Raw genomic sequence first — 12,821 nt, 5'->3', positions numbered from 1 at the left:
TAGTACTTTAATGGTGCTATTTTTTTATAAAAAAATTAAAAAAATATTTGGTGTTCATTTAAAATCTATTATAATATTAAAGCAAATCAGTTGCGAGTGTAGTTTAATGGTAGAACTTCAGCCTTCCAAGCTGACTGTGAGGGTTCGATTCCCTTCACTCGCTCCATTTCAAGAGATTGACCGAATTAAGTCTTTGTGACTTAATTTTTTATTTTTTATTAAAAAATCACAATTATAAATTGTGATTTTTTTAAATAAATTACTTTAAATTGTCAAAAATTTCAATCAGTTTGTTCAAATTATTTTCATCTCACATGGTATGTCCTGCTACGTCCATAACATTAAGCTCGCAGTTATTTAGCTGTTCTTTTAACAAGAACGCTCCTATTGGACGTGTGTCCATATCCTGACGACCATGCACAATAAAGGTTGGTATATCTTTAATTTTATAAGCATTTTCTAAAATATAATTATCTGTTGGGAAAAATGACTTATGATGGAAATAGTGAGTTTCTAATTTACTGATACTTAAATTTGAGTGCTCATCATCAAATAATTTTTGGTGGTGAACACTAACCAAGCAGCTTTCTCAGTTAGCAAATAAATATGCTGCACGTTTAATAAAATCATCGCTATATTCACCAGAATTAAACACATGATAGTATTTTTCTAAAAGCGTGTCTTTTGGCACATCTTTCACAAACTCTTTATAAGGTTTAAAATACTCTGGATAAAAAGCATCAGCACCTTTTTCGTATAAAAAGTCAATATCTTCTTGTCTTGTTAAAAACACACCACGTAAAACTAAATGTGAAACATGTTTAGGATGATTAATTGCATAGCTAAGACCTAAAGTTGTCCCTCAGCTACCACCAAAAATCACAAATTTATCCACATTTAAATGTTTTCTAAGTTTTTCAATATCATTGATTAATTCTCAAGTGTTATTATCTTTTGTTTCATAAGCAGGTAAGCTTTTACCAGCACCTCTTTGATCAAAGAGGATAATTTTATATTTGCTAGGATTAAATAATTGACGACATTTAGCTGAAGTAGAGCCACCAGGACCACCGTGAATAAATAAAAGTGGTATTCCATCTGGATTACCACTAACTTCATAATAAATTTGATGAAGATCACTAACCGGAAGATGTCCAGTTAAGTAAGGTTCAATTTCGTTATAAAGTTTTGACATTATTTTTCGTTAGGTCTAGAAAATACGTAGTGTCCATCTTCAGTAACTAAAACGTCATCTTCAATTCTAGCTCCACCAAGTCCTTCAATATAAATTCCTGGTTCAACGGTAATAATCATTCCTGGTTCTAATACAAATGGTGAAACAGCAGATACATTTGGAAGTTCGTGAACATCAATTCCTAATCCATGACCTGTTGAGTGAACAAAATAGTCACCATAGCCTTTAGCTGTTATATAATCACGACAAACTTTATCGATATCTGAAGCTTTAATTCCAGGTCTAACTGCTTTACGTCCTTCGTAAGCAGCTTCCTTAACAATGTTAAGAATTTCTAACATTTTAGGATTTTTAGCTGTTTCTTCACCACCAAAAATGCTTGTACGTGTAATATCAGCTGTGTAACCTTTATATTGTGCTCCAAAATCCACTTTTAAAAGTTGACCTTTTTCAATCTTACGGTCAGTTGGATGATGGTGTGGTTCTGCACTTGATGGTCCTGTTGCAATAATTTCATCAAAACCTTCTTTTTCAGCTCCATGCATTTTTAAATAGTAATTTAATAATGCAGCAGCTTCTTTTTCTGTCATACCTTCTTTAAGGTTTTGCATAAATTCGTTGTAAGCATCTAAAGTAATATCGATTACTTTTTGCATAGTTTGTAATTCATCGTCTGATTTTAAAATTCTTAATTCTTGAGCATTAACTCATTCAATAACTTCAGGATTTACCATTTTTACAATTCGATCTTGAACTTCTTTTGTTAAGTAATTTTTTTCTAATGCAATTTTTTTGAAATTTCTTTGTTCAAATCATTCAAGCATTGAAAGACCTTTAATTAAGACAACATCAACATTTTTTGCATTATTTTTTGCATATTCAATGTATCTTCCATCAACAAAAAGTGTCGCTTTATCTCTTTCGATAGCAATGAAACCATCAGTAGTTTGAACTCCAGCATATCATAATCTTGTTTGTGGTGCTTCTGAAATTAAAACTTCAACACCTAGTTTATTAAACATTTGGTCTAATTTTGTACGATTCATAAATTCCCTTTCGGTTTGTTTTGTTTAAATAAAAAATGAATAGCATGAACTATTCAAATTGATTATTATTTCTTTTCTTTGTGATTTACGTGAGCATTACATTTTGAACAGTATTTTTTAAGTTCTACTTTTTCAGGAGTATTTTTTTTGTTTTTCTTTGAAATGTAATTCTCCATTTTACACTCTGTACATACAAGTGTATATCCTTCTCTTGCCATAGTGCTCCTTTATATATTGTTAACAATTCTTACTAAATTATAACTGAAAAATTTTTCTTTAAAAGCTTTTTTAAACTTTTTAAACAACTTTTATAAAGGTTTTTAATTGATAATTTGAATAAAAAAACAGATAAAAATCTGTTCTTTAATTATCATTGACTAATTGAATTTCCTTGACCGTCTTTCATGCTTCCAGTAGCGGCGAAAATAAGGTCAACTAGTCATCAAATTCCGAATGTAGCTCATCCAAAAAATAATTTTAAAAGACCTAAACCGATACGACCTGCGTAGAAACGGTCAACACCTAAGCCACCTAAGAAAATTGAAAGTAAAACTGTAGCTGTTCTGCTTTTATCTGAAACGTTGTTCATTAATACCTCTCAATAATTTGACCAGTATCTAAATTATAAATATTGCTAGGTTTACCTGATGTTGGTCCAAAATCATAAAAATGGTCAACCATCGGAAAAACTTTTTTTGCTTCTTGTAAACTTAAAGGTTTTTCACCAGATAAATTACAACTGGTCATATAAATTGGGCCATTTTCTAATAAATAAGCTAATAACTGAGGAGAATTTGGCATTCGAAAACCTTGGTTGTTAATAATGATACTGTTAGCGCCAGGCCATAAAATTTTAGCTTTTTGTGTAGCCAAATCATTTCACTGACTAAACTTTTGAGCTTGTTCAATACTTCCAACTAAAATCATAATTTTTTTATCAATTGGACGTTTTTTTAGTTCATAAATTTGACTAAGAACTTTTGGTGAAATTTTACCACCAATTCCAGTAACAGTATCAGTTGTGCAAATAATTATATCTCGATACTCACTCATATATTTAAACCTCTTTATTAAAAAAGCCTTCAATGAAGGCTGTTTAACATCAATAAGCATATACGCTTTTCTCGATGTCGGCTCTTAGGTATTATATCATAATGTCAAAATAGTTAGTTAAAGATTAAATGAAAAATTAATCAAAAAGCTGCATATTGCAGCTAATTTTATCTAAATTATTTTTTTCTTAAAACATAAAAAGTAACAGGTGTTGAAATAGATTTAACATTCTCTGTTTCTAAATCTTCATCACGATTAAAATGTTCAATAATTTCGAAACCATGTCTTTTAGCGATAAATTCAATATCTTTAAATGTATAAAACCTGTTTTTAACAATAGTCCCATATTCTTCGCGATTTAAAACCTTTTTTTCTGAAAAAGTATCTAAATCATTTATTTTAATTACTTCGTCCCAAAATTCACGATACTTTTCTTCTGAATATAAATTATGAGTTGTAAAAATAAAATAACCATTATCTTTAAGAGATCTAGAAATATTAGAAAAAGTTTTATGAACTTTTTTTGCTTTTAAAATATTTGTAATCCCATTAAATGAGAAAAAAGCAAAATCATATTTGAATTTAGAACTTAATCTGAATTTTGTAATATCTTGAAATTTGAAAGTAATGTTGTTAAAATTATTATTATTATTATTTCTACATTCATTAATTAATTTTTTAGAAATATCAATAGCATCTATTTTAGAATTTGGATAAAGCTCTGCAATAGCAAATGTAGTTCTTCCGGCGCCACAACCTATATCTAATATTTTGATATTGTCATGATTTTGTTTTAAATATTTCGTAATTACAGCTTTTTCTGAATATCATAGCTTATTTTTGTTATATTCTAAATAAAGATCTTTAACAGTCTCGGTGTTGTAATAATTTTGGGATTTGTAAGTAGTTAAAATATAATAAGAAACTGCCGCTAATACTGTCAGAACAAATACTAAAACTGAATAAGTTGTATAAGTAATAAAGTAACCAAAAAAGTTATTTAAATAAGTTAGGATTAAAGTAACTGAACTGGATAAAATAATTCTAAAAATTAAAGATATACCATTTTGTTTATGAAAATTTTGATGATCAAATAATTTATATGAAATGCTATAAAAACTAGGTAAAAATAAACTAAATAAAACTTGTTGAGTAGCATTTATTGTTATGTAATAAATAAGGTTAACTGTTGAAGTGCCTTTTAATCCAACAGGAATTCAAGAAATATTAATAACTGAAATCAGTATCAGAACATAACTAATATTAATATTTTTAATTTTAGATTTTTTTGAATTTAATAAATAAACAAATATAGTGCCTAATAATCCTGATATAGACATAATGATTGTAAAGTAAAACGATCATTGCTGATATGAATAATCCGGAAGCGATTGGAAGTATTGAATTAATCCTGAATTTTTTGGAAAAAGAATAATACCAATAATAAATGAACAAGCTAAAATAAACATTCAAGATCAGAATTTGTAATGCTTGCCTTTATAAATATTAATTGAATTTGAAGCACTTTTAGATACTTCAAACTCATTTGGTTTTTCGAAAGTAGCAATACTTCAATATAAAAGACCTGACAGTAAATAGGTAACAATATTAAGTATCACTAATGAATAAAAAGGCAAGTTGTTATATATAAATAACGACAATAAAGGACTAAGGACAAAACTAATTCCTAAACCTAATGAAAAACCAATATTCATTTTTTTAAGTTCCGAATCATCAGAAGCTACATAATAAACAATATTCTTTAAATGTATAAACCGATATGAATGAATAAAACCTAGAAGCGATTGAATTACAATTAAAACTATCGAAAAGGAAGATAATTTATTATTTGGATTATCTTGGTAAATAAAAATTCATATAAGCGGAATTATTAATACAAAAGCACTTAGAATATCACAAAATAAAAGAGCTTTTCTATCGCTAAGTAACTTTATTAAATTTACCACTAAAAGCATATACAAATAATGAAGGTATTTGTATTAGTAGATAAAATAAAGTAACCAATCATAAATCTCCAGTAATTTTGAAAATATAAAGTGATGATGCTAATTTAAATGCTTCTGAACCTAGAGAAGAGATTCCGACAGCTCCAATATATTTAGTTAGGTTTTTACTGTATGTTTTTAGCAAAATTGACATATAATCTCCACTGTCATCATTAAATAGTAAATATTTTTAATTAAAAGAGATGATTCTACTGAATGAATTTTATTAGAAGGTATATCACAATTGTAATCACATTCATGAATTGAAATTCAGTTATATCTGTAGAACCCAAACCAAAATATAATTCATAAGGTATTGAAAAATAATCTAAATTTTAATTAATTTTATTATCTGAATTTCTTGTATTCAAAAATTAAGAATCTCAATAAGTTTTTTGACTAGAAATAACTTGATATATTTTATTTTTTCTAAAAAATCATAGTTTTCTAGTTCTAAAATAGGTCTATTAATTTTTCTTACTTTTTCATTAGAATAAACAAAATTATTAATAGGAGTACCTTTTATTTTTTATAAAGTTTTGCTTTGAATCAAAAACATAATATTCGTATTTTTTCAATCGATGGTACCTTGGTTGTACACTTGATTATTAAATAAAATACATCTTGTTTCCTCAGCATGAGCAATTAATAGATTTTTAAAATTAGTAACCTTTGACTTATAAAATATGCTTTATCAGAAAAACAAAAATCTAAATCATTTATTTTTTAGAAGTTATTTTGTGCTTTTTTGAAACATAACTACCTTTTATAATTAGTTTAATATTTAATATTAGTAAAATAAATTTTATTAAATTCATCTAAAAAATAATTTAGTTCAGATAAAATCCTTAAATATTTTTCGTATTCAAAGTAATAATTGAACATTTCTAATATCATCTTCGCATCTAAAAGTATTAACAATATATCTTACTTTTTCTATATTTTTAGTTCTTAGCATTAATTTTAAATTAAATTAAATGCTATCTGCTAAATAAAAAGCAAACTTAGGAATCGAAACCGATGTAACTTTATAAGATTTAGAATCACTTCCTATTCCCATTTAGCTTCTAACTCTTTGAATTGTTATGGGCAAATTGACAATTTCAATATCATTATTAAATATCTAATCATATGTATGTTTATTTATTAAACTTAATAGTTTTAAAAGCTGAAAAGATCTATCAGTACTTATGGTATTTAAAAAATCGTTTTGAAAATTTTCAAACATATTTTATTTGCTTTCATTTGAAAACTTATTTTATTTCTCAAAAAATATAAGTTAATATTATCAAAAAAATATTAACTTATATTAGAATTATAATAAATTCACTAAAATTTACCATCTCATTATTAAAACATTTTAAAATTTCAAATAAAAAAACACCAATGCAAATTAATGCATAAGTGTAAAAATATCACAATTGATAACTTTGATTAAAAAAGCTAGGTTGCTAATTATTTTTATTTGTTCATTTAGCAATTTGTTCATCAGTACCATAAACACAGTGTTGTGGTTCTATTTCATGCACACTTGGAATATTAGGATATTGTTGTTCAAGTAAGTAAGAAGTTTCAAATGATACATCTTTAAATTTCTCATTTGCATTCGAAATTTTCGGAATTGCTTTGAAAAGGTTTTTTGTATATGGGTGAACTGGATTTTGATAAATTTTTTCAGTTACACCTGATTCAACAATTTTACCTAAATGCATAATTTGAACACGATCAGCAATATATTCAATCATTGATAAATCGTGAGCAATAAATACCATTCCAATATTTTTTTCTTTACATAAATCTTTTAAAAGATTGACAACCTGTGCTTGGATAGAGATATCAAGTGATGCAATTGGTTCATCAGCAACAATAACGCTTGGCTGTGTAATTAAAGCGCGAGCAATAACAATTCTTTGTCTTTGACCACCTGAAAATTCATGTGGATAACGATAAGCAAATTGTTTAAGTAACCCAACATCTTCAAGGGCTTTATAAATTGTTGTCTGTGTAAATAAGTGATTTAATCTCTTATTACGGTAAACTGAGGTTAAACTTTGGAAGATTCCTTTAATTTTTGAACCAAAAACTTTTTGATCAAAATCAGAAATACCAAGAAGTAAATAAATATTATTTATATCTTTTTCGACAATTTTAAGTTCAATATCAAATGATTTATTGCTATTAACTTTATCAATAATATTTGTATTGTAAATTTTTAAATCAATTTGTTTTTGTTTGTATTGTGTTTTAAGATTTTCTAATTTATTTTTAGCTCTTTTTATAGATTTTTGTGTTTTATCATCTTGAGCTTTACTATCAGATAATTTAAAGTTTCTTTTAGCTTCTTCGTATTTATTTTGAGCAACTTTAATGACATCTCTTTTAAAGAAATCATTAAATTTACGGTGGATTTCAAAGAATTTTTTAGTTTCTTCTTTTTCAATATTTAATATTTCTGTTCTTTCAGCTTCTAATTTTGCAATTTCTTCTCGATAACCAGAAATTCTCTTTTGATACTCAACAATAAACTTATCAAGTTCTTGATCGAAGACTTCTTTTGTTTTTTCTAAGTTCTTTTTAGCAGCTTCTAAATTTTCTTTATTTGATTTTGGTAATTTAGCAAACTCTTTAATAGCTTTTTTAAGAGTAGATATTAACTGCTTACGAGAATGCATATTTTTATTAGATAATTCTTTTTTTGTTTTTAAAGAACTGGTTTCATATTTTGAAAAATCAAATTTAAACTCTTCTTTTACAATCTTTTTAATTTCTTTAATTGACGCTTTCTGTCTTTGATCAACTTTTAGTTTATTTTCATAAAAGTTCTTTCCATAGTCTTGAATTTCTTGCATTAAAGTTTTTAAGTCACTTAAACTTAAGAAATTAAGAGTTTGATAACGTTTGTGGAACTCTTTTTTAATTTGATTATTAATTTTATAAAGTTTGTATTGGTGGAAAAAATAATCTAAATCAGAAGAACTAAAAGCTTCATTTTTGTGAATTCCAGCTTCATTTTTAAATTCATATTTAAAGTTTTTTAGAGCGTTTTTCCCTACACTTGATAGTTCTGCTAGCTCTGCACAGTTATTTTTATGGTTTTTATATGTCTCTTTAAGTAATTGCTTTGCATCTAAATATTCTTTTGTATGGAATCTAAGGAGTTTTTGGAATTTATATTCTTTTTGAGCATTAGCTAATTCAACTTCATCAAAATCAATTTTTTGATTACGGTAATCACTTTGTTTAGCTTCAAATAAACTAATTAATTTTTCTGAATTTTTATAAAGGTTATTAATAATAATTGAATTAATTTTGCTTTTTTCTTCAAGAAAGGCAAAATAAGAATTAAATTGATCGTCAAGTGATTGCTCAGCAGTAAATTCTTCCAATTTAACAGCTTGTCACTTTTTAATAAAAGGACCATAAAGTTTTAGAGCGATTTGGAGATTTTCGAGTTTGAGTTTTAAAGCTTGTTCTAAAAAAGTATAGTGAAAATTGTCAGTAACATTCTTTCAATCCACTTTAATATCATTAATACGATTCTTAATAATTTTATTAACTACAAGAGGTTCTTTTAAAATTGAGAAAATGTTATTTTGACCGTTAAGGGCAGCCATTGGGTCTTGAAAAATCATTTGAATATTTTTGTGCATAAATTTTGCACGTTTACGTGAAATTCTTTTACCAGAAATAATTTGATCTTGCAGTGTGACAAATCCACTAAAGTCATCATATAATCTAAGTAATGAACGACCAACAGTTGTTTTTCCTGAACCTGATTCACCAATTAACCCAACAATTTCACCTTTTTTAACTTCAAAAGATACGTTGTCAACAGCTTTATTAATTCTGCTACCATTAACAAAATACTTTTTTAAACCAGATAATTCTAAAATAGGTTGTTCTTTTTGATTATTTTTCATCGAATACCTTTCTAAAGTTTTCTAATCTTTGTTTTAATTCTTCTGGTAACTCAACTTGTGGAGCTTCAGGGTGAAGCAATCAAGTAGCTGCGGCATGAGTTTCACTAATTTGGAAAAGTGGTGGTTCTTTAATAAAATCAATTTCCATTGCGTAATCATTTCTAGGAGCAAAAGCGTCTCCTAAAGGTAAGTTAGACATATCTGGTGGAGTTCCTTTAATTGAATATAAACGATCTTCTTTATTTTCTGGAATAGCTGAAATTAAAGCTCATGAATATGGATGGGCTGGTTGAGTGAAAATATCTTTTTTAGTTCCTTTTTCAACAATTTTTCCTGCATACATTACATAAATATAATCACAGAATTTTGCAACAACTGAAATATTATGACTAATTAAAATAATTGAAATTCCCATTTGTTGTCTAATGTCTTCAAAAAGTGCAAGTACAGAAGCTTGAACTGTTGGATCAAGTGCTGTGGTAGGTTCATCAGCAATAATTAAACTTGGCTTGAGAGCAACTACCATTGTAATTACGACACGTTGCTTCATACCACCACTAAGAGTATGTGGATACATATCGAAAACTTGTGAGGCATTTCTAATTCCAAACTTAGTTAATAAACCAACTAAGTATTCACGTTTTTCTGTATACTTTTTGTTTTTTCAATCTTTGTTAGTATTTAAAGCATCTAAAAGTTGCTTTCCAATTTTACGTGTTGGATTTAGTGAAGTAAGTGGATCTTGCGGAATGTATCCAATTTCGTTTCCACGAATTGTTTGTCAAAATTTTTCTTTAGTTGACTGTGTTAAATCTATATTGTTAATTACCATTTCATCAGCAGTAATAATTGCATTTTCATTAATATTAATAAGAGATTTACTTGTAACTGTTTTCCCTGAACCTGATTCACCAACTAATCCAACAATTTGTCCACGTTTGATATTTAAATCAACACCACGGACAATATTAATGAATTTTCCGCGTCCAGTTCTAAAGTTAACTTTTAAATTGCGAACTCTTAATAAAGTTTCTTTTTCCATAAATCTCCTTATTTTCCTCTAATAACTTTTGGATCAAGAGCATCGTGAATTCCAAGAGCCATAAAGTGTAGTGAAACCGATATTGAAAGTAATATTAATGATGGTAATAATAAGATTCAGAAGTTTTGTCCTGCTTCACCAGCTGCTGATGAGAGAAGAGCACCAAGGTTAGCAGTATCTCCTTTGAAGAAACCAAGGAACGCAAGTGATGAAACACTTAAAATAATTCCTGGTATTCTTGCAACATAGCTATTGGCAATTTTTCCAATAATTGCAGGTAAGGCATGTTTGTAAATTAAACGCATTTTTGAGGCACCAACAGATTTACTTGCAGTAATAAACTCAGAATCTTTAACAGTAATAATAAACATTCTTGTTCCACCTACTGAACCTGTTCAACCTGTAAACACTAAAGCAAAAATTAATGTTCAATCGCTTGTTCCAAAAATAGAAGCAAAAAGTAATAATCAAATTAATCCTGGTGGAGCTACAAAAATTTCAATCAATCTCATAATTACTGTATCAATTCAAGAACCAACATGGAATCCTAAATATGAACCGACAGCAACACCGATGATTGTTTGTAAAGTAGCAACAATTAATGCTAATCTAATTGCATTTCATGTTCCAATTCATGATGAAGTTCAAACATCAATACCAGCACTATTTGTACCTAAAATTGAATTTGGATAAAATACATTTGTCCCATTAAGTTTATGTAATAAATTCACAGCTTCTGAAACTTGTTGTTCAGTAGCACTAGTAGGTAATTTTGAAGCAAGTAATAAAGTATAAGTATTAATAGCATTTAAGAATCTAACTGTATTAACATAAATTACTTTAGTTGCTGGATCTTGCTTAATTGACAAGCTTGAGTCAGGCACATTTGAAGAAGGATTTAAAATAAAATTATTTCAAACGTATCCATGATATTCTTTACTGAGAACTTCGACATTATCTTGGAATTGTTGACCTGGAAAGAAAATTTCTCTATTAACTCATGGATTATATGCAGGTGGAAGTGATTTAACAATTCCTGTTCCAAGAGTATCTTTTAAAATTAATTTTCCATTTGCATCCACTTTAAAACTATTAGCGCTAGGATCTCATTCTGGAATTTTTTATCAAGTTGATGATGAGACTGGATGATTTGCATCATGTGTTGATGAAAAAGTAACAATAAGTGATAAAAGAAGAACTACTAGGAAAATTACTGTAAAAAATACAACTGATCAGTTAGTGAAGTATCTTTTAAAAACCTCAGCAGCCATTTTCTTTGGTTTACCACCAACGTTAACAAAGTTTTTTTGGTTATTTACAACTCTTTTAAACAAATCAGTAGATTTGTCTGAAAGATTTAAACCATATTTTTTATTAAATTCTTTTGAACTCATCTACTTTTCCTTTCTATCAAGTTGATATTCTTTAAATTGTTTTTGACGTTGTAAATATGATGTAAATAATAACTTGTAATTATATTTTGAAGCTGAACCGTATTTAATTCTTGGATCAAGGAAAACAAATACAATATCAACTAAAATACTTGTCATTAAACCTAAAAAGGTGAAAAGCACAGTAGAAAACATAATTAAATTAATTTCACCATTTGGGAATGCTTGTGTTAGTACTGTAGAAGTACCAGGAATTCTTCAATATGTTTCAATAATAATTCCTCCTGATAGCAATCCAATATACGAAGGAATAATAGCAGCAGCTAATGGAATTGAAATATTTCTAAAAACATATTTGAAGAAAATTTGAGTAGTACTTAATCCTTTTGAACGAGCAATTAGCACGTAATTTGAAGTAAGTACAGAAACAACTTGGTTTCTGGTATATGAAATGTAACCTGAAAGTGAACCAAGTACAATAATTAAAATAGGTGGTAATCATGATAAAATAACTTGATTTCAACCTTTTGCTTGAATTACATTAGCATCGGATGGGTTTAAAAATAAGGGTTGAATTCCTACTTTAAGTAAAATAGAAATTAAAATTGGTGCTAACACGAAACTCGGAAGTGCTACAAAAAGTAATGAGAAAAAGTTTACAATTACGTCAAAGTAGCTACCACGTTTGTAACCTGCAACAATTCCTAAACTAATACCAATAATTGCACTAAGTAAAAAGCTTGGTAAAGTAATAATAATTGAGAATTTTAAGAACTTAAAGAAATATTCAGGGATAGTTTTTGCACCACTAACACTTAAAATCTGTTCGTCATATGGAAGACCAAATGGTTGCTTACTATCGAAGACATCTTTAAATCAGTACGCCATACGAATAAATGGATTTAATTTTAAATTAAATCAAGTCCTTTCAACCTCTTTATAAGGTACATCAGGGACTAAATGATAAGCAACTGATTTGTTGAATAATTCTTGAACTTTCTGTGCTGTCGCTTCTCCTGCATCTGCTCCTGAACCATTTGTATTAAGGGCTTGCTTAGCAAATGGGTTATCAGAAAAAATTGCAACTGACATAAACACAATAAAAATAATAATAATCAGTGTTAATAAAGCAAAGAAAATACGTTGCGAAATATATTTGAGCAAAATA

At 27.6% G+C, this 12,821-nt stretch carries 12 protein-coding genes and 1 tRNA gene; 1 reads left to right on the top strand and 12 read right to left on the bottom strand.

Features of this window, described 5'->3' with window-relative positions:
• Positions 1–92: 92 nt before the first annotated feature.
• Positions 93–166: transfer RNA gene (locus EI91_RS01535), tRNA-Gly, on the top strand.
• A gap of 93 nt (positions 167–259) precedes the next feature.
• On the opposite strand, the gene pip is transcribed toward EI91_RS01535, so the two are convergent.
• The 12 genes from pip to EI91_RS01485 form a co-directional block, all read right to left on the bottom strand.
• Positions 260–1,195 (bottom strand): prolyl aminopeptidase, encoded by a 936-nt coding sequence (gene pip, locus EI91_RS01530; protein WP_036452264.1) that lies wholly within the window; start codon positions 1,193–1,195, stop codon positions 260–262.
• On the bottom strand, positions 1,195–2,241 hold the full coding sequence (locus EI91_RS01525) for a M24 family metallopeptidase (RefSeq protein WP_036452262.1): 1,047 nt from the start codon (positions 2,239–2,241) through the stop codon (positions 1,195–1,197). Before EI91_RS01525 ends, pip begins: the two co-directional genes overlap by 1 nt.
• Positions 2,242–2,306: 65 nt before the next feature.
• Positions 2,307–2,459, bottom strand: coding sequence for a 50S ribosomal protein L33 (rpmG, locus tag EI91_RS01520; protein WP_036452260.1), 153 nt, complete (start codon positions 2,457–2,459; stop codon positions 2,307–2,309).
• A gap of 149 nt (positions 2,460–2,608) precedes the next feature.
• Positions 2,609–2,830 carry a TM2 domain-containing protein gene (locus EI91_RS01515; RefSeq protein ID WP_036452257.1) on the bottom strand — a complete coding sequence of 74 codons (222 nt, stop codon included), beginning with the start codon at positions 2,828–2,830 and terminating at the stop codon, positions 2,609–2,611.
• Positions 2,830–3,294, bottom strand: coding sequence for an L-threonylcarbamoyladenylate synthase (locus EI91_RS01510; protein ID WP_036452255.1), 465 nt, complete (start codon positions 3,292–3,294; stop codon positions 2,830–2,832). The genes EI91_RS01515 and EI91_RS01510 overlap by 1 nt, the downstream gene beginning before the upstream one ends.
• Before the next feature lie 176 nt (positions 3,295–3,470).
• A complete protein-coding gene (locus EI91_RS01505) occupies positions 3,471–5,270 on the bottom strand; it encodes an MFS transporter (protein WP_051789161.1) in 1,800 nt (599 codons plus the stop codon).
• Positions 5,236–5,454, bottom strand: a complete 219-nt coding sequence (locus EI91_RS03505) for a hypothetical protein (RefSeq protein WP_051789160.1) — start codon at positions 5,452–5,454, stop codon at positions 5,236–5,238. Before EI91_RS03505 ends, EI91_RS01505 begins: the two co-directional genes overlap by 35 nt.
• Positions 5,455–6,751: 1,297 nt before the next feature.
• Positions 6,752–9,220 (bottom strand): ATP-binding cassette domain-containing protein, encoded by a 2,469-nt coding sequence (locus tag EI91_RS01500; RefSeq protein WP_036452252.1) that lies wholly within the window; start codon positions 9,218–9,220, stop codon positions 6,752–6,754.
• Complete coding sequence (locus EI91_RS01495) at positions 9,210–10,262, bottom strand: ABC transporter ATP-binding protein (protein WP_036452249.1); 1,053 nt, start codon at positions 10,260–10,262, stop codon at positions 9,210–9,212. The genes EI91_RS01500 and EI91_RS01495 overlap by 11 nt, the downstream gene beginning before the upstream one ends.
• A gap of 8 nt (positions 10,263–10,270) precedes the next feature.
• On the bottom strand, positions 10,271–11,344 hold the full coding sequence (locus EI91_RS01490; RefSeq protein WP_245597286.1) for an ABC transporter permease: 1,074 nt from the start codon (positions 11,342–11,344) through the stop codon (positions 10,271–10,273).
• Between the two features lie 39 nt (positions 11,345–11,383).
• Positions 11,384–11,656 carry a hypothetical protein gene (locus tag EI91_RS03720; RefSeq protein ID WP_245597285.1) on the bottom strand — a complete coding sequence of 91 codons (273 nt, stop codon included), beginning with the start codon at positions 11,654–11,656 and terminating at the stop codon, positions 11,384–11,386.
• On the bottom strand, positions 11,657–12,817 hold the full coding sequence (locus tag EI91_RS01485; RefSeq protein WP_036452245.1) for an ABC transporter permease: 1,161 nt from the start codon (positions 12,815–12,817) through the stop codon (positions 11,657–11,659). It lies immediately after the preceding gene.
• Positions 12,818–12,821 lie beyond the last annotated feature (4 nt).

Origin of the sequence: Mycoplasma buteonis (genome assembly GCF_000733865.1) — a bacterium.
GTDB classification, from domain to species: Bacteria; Bacillota_I; Bacilli_A; order Mycoplasmatales; family Metamycoplasmataceae; genus Mycoplasmopsis; species Mycoplasmopsis buteonis.
Note: the sequence above shows the minus strand (reverse complement) of the source record. Positions and strands in the feature narration are given on the sequence as shown.